Here is a 15,196-nt window from a genome sequence, read left to right on the forward strand (position 1 = left end):
TCTGACTGGGAATGCCCGTCGTTGAGGCTCCGCCTCAAGACTGGCGGCAGCAGCCCAATGAGATGCATTTCCAGCCAGAGGCTGGAAACGAGGTTTTAAAGGGGTTTTGGCTTAACTTGACACCAATGGGCACTGCCGTGCCCCTACGGGTGTACCTCACGTAAACGAGAACCACTATAGGGCATTGGAAAAATAACAAATGGCAAATGACAAAACAAATTTTGGAGGACGAAAATGAGCAATCTCTTTAATAAAATGATCGGTCGAACTCGCTATGTAGTCTTTCGGCTATTTCTGCACTTGGGGGGAGGTGAAGTCGCCCCAATTTTGGGAGTATTAAATAGTGCTGGACGAAATGCGATCGATGCCGATGGCGACTTAGAAGTTTTGGGAGAAGGATTAGTAGAAATTAGCCAAACCCTGCTGCAATACGATGAATATTGGCTTTCTGCTGCCAACGAAGGTGACGTATTTTGGAATGAAGGCGAGGCGGGAGATTATGTGAACGAATTATTTACCGACTCTGCCCAAAGATATCTCAGTGAACCAGATTACAGCTCTGATTCTGGAGCGAATGAACCTTTATCGATACCTGTAACCCGTAACGTCATTGTGATAATTACAGTAGCTTATGAAGGAGAAGTACCAGATTTAGAAACTGATCTTTCTAACGTCCAGGCACTTAAGGAAGCTTTTAAAGCCTTAATCAATTTGCACTACAAACAGAAACTCCAGGCAATCCAAGTGCATTTCTCGCCAGCACAATTAGGCGATGAACTCACTAGCGATCAACTGTTGCAATATTACCCAGAATTAATTCCTTTGTAATGTGTTGGGTAGTCCGTACTTACTACTTGCATCGAAAAATTGTTAAGCTCAGAGATAGGACAATAATCCAATGATCATGACCATAGTACGTAAATTTACAGCCGTCTTTTTAGCTCTGAGTTTGTGTTTTACAACTGTCGCTTGTGGAGGCGGAAACCAAACTAATTCTTCACCTAAAAACGTTAGTCAAACCTCTAATGCTACCAGGCTGAGTGACGGAGACTATCAAATCCAACAAGCTACTTATGACGATGCATCTGGGGAGTACAACCTGTTTTTACTTAACAATAAGCCCCCAACCTTTTCAACCGAAAATTTGCAAATGGCGCGGTTAACCGATGATCAAATCAAGGAGGGTAAGAAAACCTATCTCAAGGTAGAAAAAGGACAGCCAATTTTATATCTAACGGAAGACTTTAAAATTGAGTACGTCCACAACGTTACCGAAAATAAAACCAATCCCCAAACAGGACAACAAGAGACGGTTGTAGTCCGTCGAGAAAATAGCTTCTGGGCACCCTTTGCAGGGTCTGTGGCTGGTAGCTTGGCGGGTCAAGCAATTGGTAGTCTGTTGTTTAGACCCCAATATTATGTACCCCCTGCCTATCAATCAGGACAAGGATTAAATGGCTTCGGTGGATATGGTGGCAGCTATGGCCAAGCAGTTCAAAACTACCAAACTCGCTACAATGTGCCACCCGCAGCCGTGGTAAATCGGACTGCATTCCGCAATACAGGGACAATTAGAAGGTCATATCCGGGAAATTCAACTATACGCAATACACCGCGTAGCACTACAGGTAATAACCGTCCTTCTGGTTCTGGTTTTGGTGGTAGTACGTTACGACCCTCTGGTAACTCCAGCACTACCAAACGCAATTCTGGTAGTAGTTTTGGTAGTGGGCGTAGTACAGCACCCCGCCGTTCAAGTGGTTTTGGCAGCAGACGCCGTTAGAAAATTTCCATTCAATAAATAGACTGCCTAACAATTAAAGGTAGTGTGTTCCATAAAGAAGTCGGAGGATTGACTTGTTACCCTCCGGCTTCTTTTACTTGTGGGGTGGGCATCTTGCCCGCCTTTGATTAAGTAGCTAGGCGTAATAAGTAAGTCGGTGCTAATATTTCCAGCTATGTTAAGGAATTTTCATGTAGGGTGTGTTGTCGCCAAGCGCCGCACCGTCAACAATCTCAGGTGCGTTGCTATAAGGCATAACACACCCTACAGCTAATTTATATTTCTTCATATACATTGAATTTTTCTCACCGACTTACTTACCATTTCTTTGTGAGGCTGCGCCAAACCCTTTTAACTTCTTTCTTTACTTTGTGTCCAACTCTTACGAGACGCTGCGCGAATGCGTCCTTCTCCCTTGGCGCTAGCCTCTCCCAATGTGAGAAGGGGAGACGCTAACGCGAATGCGGTTCGTTTTCCTTTCTTGTACTTAAGCATGGTTTAGCGCATCTTCATACAGAATTGGTATAAATAAATTAAAGTTTGTAGTCAGGACTAAAGTCCTAATAATTGTTGTTTTGAGCGATGAATCGCTCACTACGAACTAGGATTTTATTTGGAAGTCTCTTATATCTATGCAATTCGTGACGAGGAATTATGAATTATTCGGTTAAATAATATGAAATACTAAATACAAATATTGCTAAGAGAACAGGAATCATTTTACTAAAGTCTATTCGCTTTTTTTGAACCATTTCTAAACAAGACATCGGAATCATCAGAGGCCAGAAGATAGTTGTTATCAAAAACATCACAACCGATAAAAATCTATCTTCTGGAGTGGAAGTAGGATGATGTCGGGAAAATATTAACCAATCACTAAAAAAATAACATGACATTAATAAATAACCAATAGTTAAAGTCATCTGTATCTGATTCACCGTGAGTACTCCTGAAATTATGTGAGCTTCACCAAATATCATCCGTACAAAGTTATAACATATTTGGTTTTATACCTTGCCCTGATATAGGATTCCTATTTGATTTTTGAACAAAATTAGGTACTGTAGGGTGCGTAAGGATTTAGTGCGTTACGCTGTCGCTAACACACCCTACGTATCTTTTTGAAAGTCAAATAGTAGTCCTATAATTTCTAATGTCTTTATAGCGGTTCTCAATTTCATGGAATACATCGCAATAGCTAAAAGGGCGGTTGGAAACCGCATCTACACAGGCAAAACCCGCCTGCGCGGGTTAAATTAAAAGACCTTAATTTTCTCTTGCCGTGCTGGAGGCATCATTCTATTTGGGAGCATCCCAATTTTGCCAAAATAAAATTTGTAGTGGCAGCATCTTGCTCCCTAATGTCCAGGAAGCGGGCTAGAGAGCCATCACTACCAAAAAATAAATTTACACATTTGGGATGCTCCCTTATATTTGCGGAGGCTTAAGCTAAAAGGGCGGTTGGAAACCGCGTCTACACAGGCAAAACCCGCCTGCGCGGGTTAGATTAAAAGACCTTAATTTTCTCTTGCCGTGCTGGAGGCATCATTCTATTCGTCGAGGCTTAAGTTGACCAAGCCCCTTCGGGGCGGGAACAGGGAAGAGGGAACTCTTAACAGTGCAAGAATTAGCCCCGTTCGCGCAGCGTCTTTGCCAGGAGAAGATTTAGGGTACAGAGCAACTAAATTTATTTATGAAAGAAATAAAAACATTTTTTAAGGGGACGCGTAGCGCAAGAAAAAATACGTCCTTGTACAAATCCCCTAATTTTAATTATGGGGATTTCCCTGTTCCCTGTTGCCCGTTCCCTGTTCCCTTTTAAACCAATGAGCATTGCTGTGCCTAGATGTTGTCATCCAAAGGAGAACTACTATATATACTCGTGCAATATAACTAAGCGGTCTTAAAAAATCGAATAATTTCGCGGACATGATCGAGAAATTGCCCGTCGGTGGAAAGTTGCGCGATCGCATTTCTGGCTTCTCTGGCCAAACGCTCATGTTCAGTTTGATTTGTCGCCCGTAATTCCTCCAAGTTAGCTGCAATTCGGGCTAAATCTCTACGAGTCTCTTCAGCAAAGCGTTGTTGTGTTGCGGGTAAAGAATAAGGTTGTTCTGGGTTGAGTTGATCTTCCAACGACTGGATTTTTTGTTCCAATACAGAGAAGCGATCGCGCAGTTCAAAAATATCTTCGCGCGGATACTTCCATTCTTGGCGAATCATCGCTAACCGTGCATATAAATACTCATAAGCTCGAATCGCTGGACGCAGAATTGTTAACAATAAAGCTGCACCAGAACTTATATACCCTACCGTACTAATCCCAGTAGCAGCAAGAGTATAAAGACCAACGGCTGAGAAGAAGTGTAAAGCAATGGCAACCCAGAGCGATCGCTTGGCCAAAAGTTTGACATACTTCACTTGTTTCTCATCGACTGCAATTCCTTTCTCAGTTGATTGTGCTGCTTCTGCTAAGACTTCTTTAGCTTGAAAATGCACATTCCACGGCACGGTAACAATTACCAACAGCCACCAAAAACTTGCACCACCAATCACCCAGTCAAGAAAGTTACCAGCAGGGATGTGCAACCATTGCAGTAAGCCAAAAGCCGCCAGCACCACAACCACAATTCCGGCAATGGAACTGATAAAAAAGTTAATATACATCTTGCCCTGTCTCCAGTGAAACGATCACCTCGATTATGGCTATGAGTTTTAAATTATACAAATATATTTGTGAGGGTTTTTCTAGTTACACATACCAGCTATTGCAATACGGTTCGGATCAGGTTTTTTGATGACACGCCCCTAATTGTAGAGACGGCGATTTATCGCGTCTATTGCCTTAACCGAACCGTATTGCCAGCTATTGGATGAGATAGCTACGCCAATTTGATTGAGTATTTTTACTACCTTTTTCTGGAATTAGCGATCGCCAAGTTTTACCTTCTTGCTGAATTTGCAGGTAAACGTCAAAGGGTTTTTGTGGTTGTGTCAAGCGCCGTTTTGGTAGCTTAACAATCAAGTCGTAGGTTCCCCGAACGCGGAAAGCTGGTAAATTTTCAATGGTTAAGGGTTGTTCCTGGGTAATTGATAGCCGCTTGATTTCAAATCCTTGAAAATCTAGATCCAACTGCTGGCTAAGTTTTTGTTGAGTTTGCTCTAGCCCAAGTGCGATCGCTTTTTGCACTAACTCGCTAGTCGGTAGCAGCCCAATACTACCACAAGCTGTCACTAACACTAGCAATATTGCTGTCAAAACTAACCGCGCCATGTTATTCCTAAGATTCCACTTATCAGCGATAGTATAACTGTAGATTCTCTTAATTCTCTTATCTACCATGCCAAAACAGTCTATAGGTCTTGATAACCAACTCTACAATTATCTTTTATCCGTTTCGCTACGAGAGCCGGAGATTCTTAGGAAGTTGCGCCAAGAAACCGCCAGTCATCCCCGAAGTGGAATGCAGATTTCACCAGAACAAGGGCAGTTTATGAGCCTTCTGGTACAGTTAATTGGAGCCAAGAAAACCCTAGAAGTTGGAGTGTTTACGGGTTATAGCTCCCTTTCTGTAGCTTTGGCACTACCAGATGATGGGAAAATTATCGCTGCTGATGTGAGTGAAGAATTTACTGCGATCGCCCGCCGATATTGGCAAGAAGCCGGAGTTGCTGATAAAATCGATCTCCGATTGGCACCAGCTTTAGAAACTTTAGATCAGCTATTGGCAACTGGGCAAGGCGAGACCTTTGATTTTGCCTTTATTGATGCCGATAAAGAAAATTATGATGGATATTATGAGCGATCGCTGCAATTAGTGCGTCCAGGTGGATTGATTGCGATTGATAATGTTTTATGGTCAGGAAAAGTTGCCCAGGAGCAAATTCAAGATGAAAGCACCCAAGCACTCCGGGCGCTCAATGAAAAGTTACATCATGACGAACGTGTAACACTCTCCCTTGTCCCCATCGCCGATGGACTGACTCTAGCCATTAAGCGACCTTAGAATATGGCGCTTCTGAGTTGAATTTAACGTGTCGCGGAAGTCCCCACCCTCAATGTACTCATAGGGTGGGGATAGGGAGCGGGGGATGAGGATTGCATCTGATATTGACTTCTTGAGTAAGATTCCATTCCTCTCTCCTTAAAGGAGAGAGGAATGGAAGTGAGGTCAGATTACTTAGAAGTTGTAGCCAAGTCCGAATTGTAGTCCGACATCAGTATCATTCAAAAAAGCAGCATTTACGCCACCCGTCAGCGTAAATTTAGAACCGAGAGGAACATCTACACCACCAGTTAGCAGTAATCCAAAATCAGTATTGTTATTAGCTGCAATGGCTACACCAGCACCCACGTAAGGAGATATAGAGAACGTTTCATGATCCACCGAACCTCCTCTACGGGGAGACCAATCTAAAGTCAAGGGAACCAGAAACAGTGTATTATCCCCAAATATTACCGATGGTCGTACTGATATATTGCGTGTCAGACCAAGTTTGCTGATGACTGCAAAGTTGCCGTCGCTCAGAGCTCTATCATTGCCGAGCAAACCAATGTTACCAGCAACTCCGATATAGCTTCTGCCACCACGAGTAGCTCTACCTACTGTTACATCAGGTGTTGTACCTGTACTTCCTGTTGGTGGCTGATTTAACTTACTGATGTTAACATCAGGCGGAATCAAGACTTGGTTAATTGCATGGATAATACCATTGCTAGCTTTAACGTCCGCCTGGATAACTCTGGCATTATTCACCGAGACTTGATTGTTAGCGCGATCGATTTGAATATTTACAGGTTTATCTTCAACGGTTTCTAGTTTCCCAGAAGAGAGTTGACTAGCAGTTACCGCACCGGGAACCACATGATATCTCAAAATCTTAATCAATGCTTCTTTGTTCTCTGGTTGCTGTAACTCTTGTAAGGTAGCAGCAGGTAAAGCAGCAAATGCTTGATCGGTGGGAGCGAAGACTGTATAAGGGCCAGCCTGTTGAAGAACATCAGCTAAACCTGATGTCTTTAATAAAGAAGTCAGAGTTGTAAAAGAACTACTGGATGCAGCAAGAGCAACAATATCGGTACTTGTTGGAGTTCCAGCCACAACATACTGACTAGCCGGAAGATTGCTAGCAATGGGTTGCAGTTTTCCCTGCTTAACTAAAGCTTGATATAATAGTGCCGCAGCTTCAGCACGAGTTAAAGACTGTTGCGGATTGAGTTGTTTGACATCCGGGTAATTCACAACAATATTACCTAGTGTCGCTGCTGCCACACTATTAACAGCATAGTTAGGGATAGCTGAGGCATCGTTGTAGAAACTACTGAGAGTACTTGCATCGCCACCAGACAAACCCAAGCCATTACTTAAAGAAACAATCCCCTGCACTCTAGGAATTTCTTGATTTGGTTTAAACACGTTCCCAGGATAACCTGCCAAGAATCCAGTTTCGTAGGCGTTTTGAATTGCAGAAGCCGCCCAATAGTTAGCAGGAACATCACTAAATCCACCAGAACTTAATTGCCGAACTCGGCTTTGGTTACTGAAAGCTTTTTGAATCAAGGCCGCAAATTCAGCACGAGTCACAGGTTGATTGGGTCTAAAAGTACCATCAGGAAAGCCAGCAATTACGTTATTGTCGGCTAGGGCTTGAATGAAGGGACGCGCCCAATAATCTGAGGAAACATCAGACAGGTTAGCTGTTGAAGTTGGTGATGGTGTAGATGGAACAGTATTTTGAGATAAAGCTGGTGCAGAAATTACAATGGGAGCTATTGTGGCAGCTGTCATTCCCAGAACTAGGAAAGCAATCTTTGTTGATGACCAACGAAACAAACTAGACATGGAAATATCCTCTTTTCAATTTCTTGGGTTGAGTATTGGAAAATACACGATGCCGGGTTAAGTGAATACAAATATCCAGATGATTGGTTGGTTGCCTCGATATGGAAACCAGAAATGAAACCCGTTAACTCTGGAAAATTAAAATGTGGGACATTATGAGTAGCTGCTCTAACATCTCATAACATCAAGACTTACGCAAACGATAGCCGAAACCCTGATTTTCATCGGGAGCAAGTCAGGAATTGCCCCTGAGTGCCTGTAGTTTTGCGTAATTCCTATTTTTTTTTAAAGAACCGCAGATCACACTAAATATAAGCAGCGACACCGTGGCGATCTGATATGTTGCAACAATAAAGATAATTAATGCAAGGAGGCGATTTTATCAGTTCTAAAATTGCAGTCAAGCAGTAAAATAATTGGCCTTTCATAGCCGTCTCTTTATAATTGCCGAGGAGGGTTAGTGCCGTCAAACTTAATGTATCATGATCTTTAGTAGCATTTAAGAAATAAAATGTTCCCTTGGTTGTATAATTATTATTAATCACTTAATCGAGATTATACAACTAACTCAGGGCTGGATTTTGAGTAAAAACTTTCACTCTTTAGATAGTTGTCAGTGATGGGCAATTTGAAAATGCTAGACTGGGAATTAGCGATCGCAATCAAAATTTTCGAGCCAGATTGCGCCCAGATTTTTGGCTAAGAATTATTTTTTGACAAAAGACAATTTTATGAAAAGGAACCCAAAGATCAACTAGGATTTTTGGAAGATGTCTAATCTATATCAATCTTGCTCACAACTCCTCTGGAGGTAGGGCAACAAATCCGGTTTTGACTCCACGCTTGAACCCTACTTTTTCATAGAAGTGCAAAGTCTCCTCGCGTTTTGAGCCACTCAGAAGCATCACTTTATAACACTGTTGCTGCCATGCTAAAGCCAAGGCATAATGCAGCACTTGCCTACCTAATCCCTATCGTCGATAATCGGCATGGGTGACAACATTTTCAATAATGCCGTATGGACGTGCGCCACGCCTCAAGTTGGGAACAATGGTTAAGTTACACGTTGCTACTAACTGGTTAGCAAGATCAGCCACAATGTAATACAAACGGGGATCATGTAAAATAGCATCCCAGATGGATTGTAAAACATCGTCAGCAGGCAGAGGCGCATCGACGGGGTTTAGGTGGTGATACAACGCTAAAAGTTGGGGAAGTTCGTCGCGTGTAATCAGGCGAACCGTAATTATAGATTTAGACAAAGCCGTATTAGGGTAATTATGCCAGGAAGTATGTTTGACAATTTCAAATGTCAAATCATGGGAATGTCAATTCAGTGCGAACAACTCCAGCACGTTCATGACGGGCTAGCAGTTTAGCTGTGCTACCTTGGGGCACACGCACCACCCATTCCACCTTCGCCCGATCCTTGGTAGGATCGCTGTGCCGTCTAATGGGAGTTGAAGGCTTGTAAGCTCGTCCCTCTAATTGACCTAACTCTTCACGGGGCTTACCCGTGACTAAAATTCCCCCAGGTGGCAGTTCAATTTCACAGATGCAGCCCCGCACCAGCTTTTTTTCTAAGGCTTTTTGGGTGACGTTGGTGGGCAACCAGCCTGTATTATGCACAACTAATCGCACCCGATAAGTATCATCACCCAATTTGTGAACACTGGCTTCGTAAATCTCTAAACGAGGAGATATTAACAGATGCCAAACTAGCCATTCGGGGAAGAGGGCTATCTCTTTCTCTAGAAACTCAGGGGGTGGATTTGTCCAAGCGTACATGGTATCCCAGCCGCCTAGTTCAATCTGTCCGAGTTGGGTATGCTCGAAGGGATACCAATCTACGTAGCCCTTACCTGCCAGTTTTTCATCGTTCCAACGCAGCATCTTCAAGTCATCTTCTACAGGATGTTCTCGCTGCCAATCGATGTATTTGTAATCAGTAATTCCAGCTTGGCGCTGCGGACTCCAGACTTCTACTGTCCAGGCAAATAGACCTTGATATTCATAAGCCCAGTCGTCGAATATACCTGTAATTACGTCTTTGGGGTTATAGCGAAAATCATGAAAGGCGGAGATAGCCGGATATTGGGTGAGTTCAGTACCTTTAGCGCCAATGCGTTGATAGGTGCGGAGGTCATTAACAGGAAATTCATCATCGCTGAGGTGGGTGTAGGGACGGATGAGAACACCGCTAAAAGTGTGAAAGGCGATCGCTCCTGTAATATTAGGATGTGTAGTGATAAACTCAACGAGCGATCGCACTTCTGTTTCAGATGTCGGATAGGGGCCAGCCCCCGATTGCTCAGATTCTTGCCGCCACAAAAATGGAAAATTCCGGTTTAAATCTAGCCCTTCTTTAGAAGGCTGAATTTGAATCTGAACTCCGTCGTAATTTTCGATATTTCCTTCTGGTAGTACGCGATAATACTGACCACCTGTTTCTGTTGGTTCACGTCGCACCAGCAGGCGTGGTTCAGTAGGACAGACTTTCCAAGCCCCATTAGCATCGGGGATTCGCATCAGTAAAATCCGACCATCGCCATCGATATCTTCCATCACTAACCCCTCATTACCTTCCTCATCATGGGGATAGGGACGAGTACCAGAGCGAATAAATTTTGGTTTGTCAGCCAATGCCAACTCAGCACCATCAGGATTAACACGGGGGCAAATGTAGAAGGTGCGGGTATCCAAACAACGGGTAATTTCTGAGTGAGTACCGTAGGCTGTAACTAATGTTTGCAAGAGGTATAGGCAAACACTTGACGGTGCTAGTTCAGTGGCGTGGATATTGCCATCAACCCAGAGAGCAGGTTTTTCTTGATGTGCGCCAGTGGCAAAGTTGGTAACTGTCAATAGCCAGATGTCACGTCCTTCGTAACTTTTGCCAATGCTTTCTATCCGTACTAGTTGGCGAAATTCCTGTGCATAACTGTGCAGAATGCTTGTCAGGTCATCATAGCGATAGTATTTATCAAACCGAACATCTGGCATAATAAACCCCTGAGTAAGAATTATTTTAAACCTATTGCCGTTTCAATTCTTGTATCAATAACTGACAACGCTTACTAGCTTCCCTAGCTTGTTGTCTGAACTGTTTAGCTTGTTCCCGGTCTGTCAAACACACTTCAGTTGCTTTTTTACTGAATTTTACAGCTTGACTACTGAGTTCTTTGATCCGAGTTTTTAATTCTTCAATTGTTTTCATTATCTACTCCAATTCTGAGATGATGATTTCTAAATTTTCGACTTCTTCATAAAGTCTATCTGCTCGACTAGCCAACAAACTAGCATCGTCAAAATCATTGTTCTCTATTGCTCTGTCATGAGCTTCATATAACTCTTCAATGATCTTATGTAGTTCTGCGTAAGCTTTAAGTAATACATTTCTGGTTTCTGATTTCATATTTATTTTTAATCTTCACTTCCGCCATAAACTTTCAGACCACCATGAATTCATAAACGCTTCCACAATCGGGTACAAGTCCGACCAAATATAGAACTAGTACAACAAGGCAAAAGTAAAAAGAAAGAATACTTATACCGCAAGCTTTTTACCCATTTAGGATGGTAGGTCTATTTCCGCCGTGATGTACTAGTGTAAGTGTGGGGTTTTGATTAATTCGGTTTACCCATAATCGTGAATGCTGCCCAGTAGTAAGGATGATTATAAAGATTTTTATCTGATGCCATTTTACTATTTCTATATAATTGTGTTGCTAAATAAGTTTGAATTCTTACTTCTTCTGGATGCAGATTATTCAAAATATCTTCATACCATTTGGTCAGTTCTCCAGCAGTTAATTCTTTCAGCCATCTTGTTGCTTCAGCTAAGGCAGTAACGGCTGATTTATTGGGGTGTAATCGTCGGTAAAACTCGATCATCACCAAGGCACTAGCTGAAGATTCTACACTCCAGAGAGTACTCACTACATGAGGTACGCCCTGACTCACAAAACCACTGACTAAACTCACATATTCGCTGCTGATAGTCTGGTTGCTAGTACTTAAATTTTCACAGGCAGAGAGGGTAATCAGGTTGTAACTTGCGAGATTTTGTTGGCAGATTTCATCGAGAGTAAGTCTGTCTTCACCTGCTAATGCTAATTCTGACTTTTTAGGCTCAACCAAATTATTAGTTACATGACCCGTAAAATGCAAGATATTGTAATTATCAGATAAAGCATTTTCAACAAGATTTTTTGTAGCTTCTGCCCCCTGAATTCGTTGGATATTATTGAACATCTGGCTCACAACTTCAGACTCAAGTTTGGCAAATTTAAGTGTGGGATAACCTGTACTTTCAGGATGTTCAACACTGAGCAATAACTTATTTTGCCACTGCCAAATATCCTCAGTTCTTATTGATAAACCTATTTGGGCACTCGGCAGATAGGTGACTGTGAAATTTGACTCCACATTCGGCAACTCTTCCGGCGATGGGGAAGAGAGATGGAAAAGGGTATGAATGGGCAATCTATACAAGTCACGGTGAGGAATTAAAACCAGTTGGGTGATGCCTTCGAGTTCCTGGGCAATTGTGGAAATATTTAGTATTTCATACAGTTGCAATAGCTTTGCTTCCATCTCAACTCGCCAAGAATGCTGGCTTTTACTTTCTTTGTCTTGGGCTGTGCGGCGATATTCTTGGTATTTTTGATGCCAATCTTCAAGCCAAGCTTCAAATTCAATTAGGCGTTGCACTGCTTCGGGTAGGGGCAATTCATTTAAACGGATAGCGTCTTCTCCTAAAGTTATTGCCCCAGTATCTTGCATGGGTGTAAAGAGGAGAATCGGTGATGGCGCTTGGTCTTTGAGAATAAATGTGTGTAGGGCGACTGGACTAATATGCCAGTAAATAATTGCTGTTGTGGGATTGAATAGTTGTTGAATTGCTCCATAATAAGGCGAATAAATATGATCGTTCCAGCCATAAAGCAGCCAGTTTAAACAAGTATTTTTACCTTGTTCGGCAATTTCCCAGGCTTCTACTAAATCACCAGACTCTACGGCTAAATCAACAGCCAATTGATCAAAACCTGCAAATTTTAAAGCTAGCTGTTTTTTACTTTCGTCTGAGCGAGTTTCTTCACTTAATAATTGTCGCAATAAATCTGTACCGCGTTGCAGCAATTCTTGAACTTGTGTTGTTTGTCCCAAACCCATCAGCACTTTGCTTAGAGATTGCAAAACCTCTAGGTGCAACTGGGGAAAATATTCTAGTGTCAGGGTTAACAACGCCTGATGATACTCAGATGCGGCTTTGCGCCAATAATCACGGGTATTAGTATGTTTTTTGCCTTGTTCGTAGTAAGTATTAGCGATCGCAAAATGCAATCTACCCCAACCTTCTGGGTGGGTATCTGTCCGCAGATGTTTTAACCCTTCTTCGTAGCTGGCTAGTTTTCCTTCGTAGCCGCCTTGTTGTAAGGCGGGATTTGTCGCTGTGATTCTACTCGACAAATTCCGCAATGCCTCAGAATCTACTAAATGACCGATCGCAGTTCCCCGACCAATCCAAGCTTCCCAATAATCTTGTTTAATTTGCAAAGCGTTGTCATAACAGGCGATCGCTTCGGCAAATTGTTCTAAATAAAACAGTGCTAGTGCCTGATTATACCAAGCTAGGTGAAAGTCGGGTTTAATAGCGATCGCTTGCCGATAGGAGGCGATGGCTTCTTGTCTACGTCCTAAGTTGTCTAAGGCTATACCCCGGTTGTACCAAGCTAAGTAGAAGTCGGCTTGAACTGAAAGGGCTTTATCCCAGGAGGCGATCGCTTCTGACCACTTTCCTAAATTAAACAGCACTACACCCCGGTCTATCCAAACTTCGTGGTACTCTGGGTTAATTTCTATCGCTCTGTCGTAAGATATAATCGCCTCAGCAAATTGTTCGCCGACAGCTAGGGCGATGCCTCGGTGATACCAGTTTTCCTGGTCTTCTGGTTCCAAATGTAGGGCTTGGTCATAACTGGATATCGCTTCGGGTAGCCAACCTAATTTCAGCAGTGCCAAACCTTTACTAGACCACGCTTCTTGGTAGTCTGCTTTAATTTCTATGGCTTTGTCAAAAGAAGCGATCGCCTCTTCAAAATATCCTAATTCTCCGAGAGTTCCGCCCCGGTTGTACCAAGCTTTGTAGAAGTCGGGTTTTAATTGTGTGGCGGTTTCGTAAGATGCGATCGCTTCTTCAAAACGTTCTAAATGAAACAGCGTCAAACCTCGGTTAAACCAATATTCTGAGAATTCGGGTTGAAGTTCAATGGCTTGATCGTAAGAGGCGATCGCGCCTAACAAATCACCGGTTTTCGCTTGGCTTAGACCTTGGTAAAACCACCCTTGAGCGTGGGTAATCGGATTATCGTTATGTCGCTCAATAATACCAGGAGAATTACTGCTTTGAACTGCCAAATTAGAAGCAAGTTGCTGGACTAAATTGGTACTTTGATCCAACCTCACCCACAACTCATCTAGGGCAGAAGCTACCTTTGGCTCTAAATTCGTCAAAGTGTTATCCCAGCTTTCCTCTGAGGAAGACGTTGCTAACTCGCTTCTTTCTCTAGTAAAAAGGAGATTTGCTGGTGTTTTAGTTGGAGTAACTTCTTCATCGTCAAACCTCAGTTCGGCTAATGAGGTGATTGAATCTTGCGCTGCGGGTAGAGGGATATTTTCTCTGATTGGGGTTTGAGCATCTTCTGGTTCATACTCAAATACCACTTCCTCTAAATTCTCAGTCAATCTTTCCTCAGAAGGCACATTTTCGGGTGCTGACGTAATTGGTTCAACATCTGGCAGATCATATTCCCATAACTGTTCACCTAAGCTACGGATTAGCTCTTGTCCAGGAGAAGTTGGGAGAATTTCTTCATCAGTTGTGATTTCTACGACATCAGGCTCATCATACTCCCATAACTCCTCGCCCAAATCGCGGATCAGTTCTTGCCCAGGAGTAGTTTCTACGACATCAGGCTCATCATACTCCCATAACTCCTCGCCCAAATCGCGGATTAGTTCTTGCCCAGGAGTCATTTCTACGACATCTTGCGCCTGATTGTCGTCATACTCTATGGGTGTGGGTGAGTTTTGTATGGGTGAGTTTTGCATCAGCCGGATGCCAATGTTATATGCAATATCTCCAATTCTGCCAACATCAAGTTCCCCCAATTGCACCATCTGTGATGCTAAAAGAGGATTCGGGGCGGGTGAAGCTAGCAACCTTTCGCCAAACATCACCAACCAATCTATCCAGCGTTCAGCCGAAACGCGATTTTCCAGCCGTTGCAGATACCTCAATGCCCACTGTCGTCCTCGTGCTTGATGCACGCCTTCTAACAATTGGATAAACAATTGTTCCAGTTCAGCATTGGTTAGTTCTGGTAGTATCTCCACCAGATTGTTTCCTCTCGCACCCTTGAGAGAACTAGTCTGTTTACGTGCAATGAGTCGCTTTAAAAACCTTTTAAGCGACTGCGATATCCGCCTGAGCATCTGCCACACACTTGGATTTTGTTTTTCTAGATTGTAGCCATCGTTGTGTTAAAAAAATCATGAATTACGTAAA

Annotated in this window: 12 protein-coding genes and 1 pseudogene; 4 read left to right on the forward strand and 9 right to left on the reverse strand. The window is 42.9% G+C overall.

Features of this window, described 5'->3' with window-relative positions; all coding sequences use genetic code 11:
* The first annotated feature begins 11 nt into the window (after positions 1–11).
* From V7K97_RS04075 to V7K97_RS04085, 3 genes are all read left to right on the forward strand, one after another.
* Positions 12–164 carry a hypothetical protein gene (locus V7K97_RS04075; protein WP_334799412.1) on the forward strand — a complete coding sequence of 51 codons (153 nt, stop codon included), beginning with the start codon at positions 12–14 and terminating at the stop codon, positions 162–164.
* A gap of 70 nt (positions 165–234) precedes the next feature.
* Complete coding sequence (locus tag V7K97_RS04080; RefSeq protein ID WP_334799413.1) at positions 235–828, forward strand: DUF1517 domain-containing protein; 594 nt, start codon at positions 235–237, stop codon at positions 826–828.
* A gap of 70 nt (positions 829–898) precedes the next feature.
* Complete coding sequence (locus V7K97_RS04085; protein WP_334799414.1) at positions 899–1,783, forward strand: hypothetical protein; 885 nt, start codon at positions 899–901, stop codon at positions 1,781–1,783.
* A gap of 659 nt (positions 1,784–2,442) precedes the next feature.
* Here V7K97_RS04085 and V7K97_RS04090 read toward each other — a convergent pair.
* From V7K97_RS04090 to V7K97_RS04100, 3 genes are all read right to left on the reverse strand, one after another.
* On the reverse strand, positions 2,443–2,679 hold the full coding sequence (locus tag V7K97_RS04090) for a hypothetical protein (RefSeq protein WP_334799415.1): 237 nt from the start codon (positions 2,677–2,679) through the stop codon (positions 2,443–2,445).
* 997 nt (positions 2,680–3,676) lie between these two features.
* Positions 3,677–4,450, reverse strand: coding sequence for a hypothetical protein (locus V7K97_RS04095; RefSeq protein ID WP_334799416.1), 774 nt, complete (start codon positions 4,448–4,450; stop codon positions 3,677–3,679).
* Positions 4,451–4,649: 199 nt separating this feature from the next.
* Positions 4,650–5,057, reverse strand: a complete 408-nt coding sequence (locus tag V7K97_RS04100; protein WP_334799417.1) for a hypothetical protein — start codon at positions 5,055–5,057, stop codon at positions 4,650–4,652.
* Between the two features lie 67 nt (positions 5,058–5,124).
* On the opposite strand from V7K97_RS04100, the gene V7K97_RS04105 reads away from it, so the two are divergent.
* The gene (locus V7K97_RS04105; RefSeq protein ID WP_334799418.1) at positions 5,125–5,790 is read left to right on the forward strand and encodes a class I SAM-dependent methyltransferase; all 666 of its coding nucleotides are present in this window, start codon (positions 5,125–5,127) and stop codon (positions 5,788–5,790) included.
* Positions 5,791–5,964: 174 nt separating this feature from the next.
* Here the strand turns inward: V7K97_RS04105 and V7K97_RS04110 are convergent, their stop codons facing one another.
* From V7K97_RS04110 to V7K97_RS04135, 6 genes and pseudogenes are all read right to left on the reverse strand, one after another.
* Positions 5,965–7,626: a fasciclin domain-containing protein gene (locus V7K97_RS04110; RefSeq protein WP_334799419.1), complete on the reverse strand. Its 1,662-nt coding sequence runs from the start codon at positions 7,624–7,626 to the stop codon at positions 5,965–5,967.
* Positions 7,627–8,420: 794 nt separating this feature from the next.
* Positions 8,421–8,942 (reverse strand): annotated as a pseudogene (locus tag V7K97_RS04115) (GNAT family N-acetyltransferase).
* 1 nt (position 8,943) lies between these two features.
* On the reverse strand, positions 8,944–10,629 hold the full coding sequence (locus V7K97_RS04120; RefSeq protein WP_334799420.1) for a M14 family metallopeptidase: 1,686 nt from the start codon (positions 10,627–10,629) through the stop codon (positions 8,944–8,946).
* 31 nt (positions 10,630–10,660) lie between these two features.
* Complete coding sequence (locus V7K97_RS04125; protein WP_179065491.1) at positions 10,661–10,843, reverse strand: hypothetical protein; 183 nt, start codon at positions 10,841–10,843, stop codon at positions 10,661–10,663.
* A gap of 3 nt (positions 10,844–10,846) precedes the next feature.
* Positions 10,847–11,041, reverse strand: coding sequence for a hypothetical protein (locus V7K97_RS04130; protein WP_334799421.1), 195 nt, complete (start codon positions 11,039–11,041; stop codon positions 10,847–10,849).
* A 212-nt stretch (positions 11,042–11,253) separates the two neighbouring features.
* Positions 11,254–15,123 carry a CHAT domain-containing protein gene (locus V7K97_RS04135; RefSeq protein ID WP_334799422.1) on the reverse strand — a complete coding sequence of 1,290 codons (3,870 nt, stop codon included), beginning with the start codon at positions 15,121–15,123 and terminating at the stop codon, positions 11,254–11,256.
* Positions 15,124–15,196 lie beyond the last annotated feature (73 nt).

Origin of the sequence: Nostoc sp., assembly GCF_036917815.1 — a bacterium.
Classification (GTDB): domain Bacteria; phylum Cyanobacteriota; class Cyanobacteriia; order Cyanobacteriales; family Nostocaceae; genus Nostoc.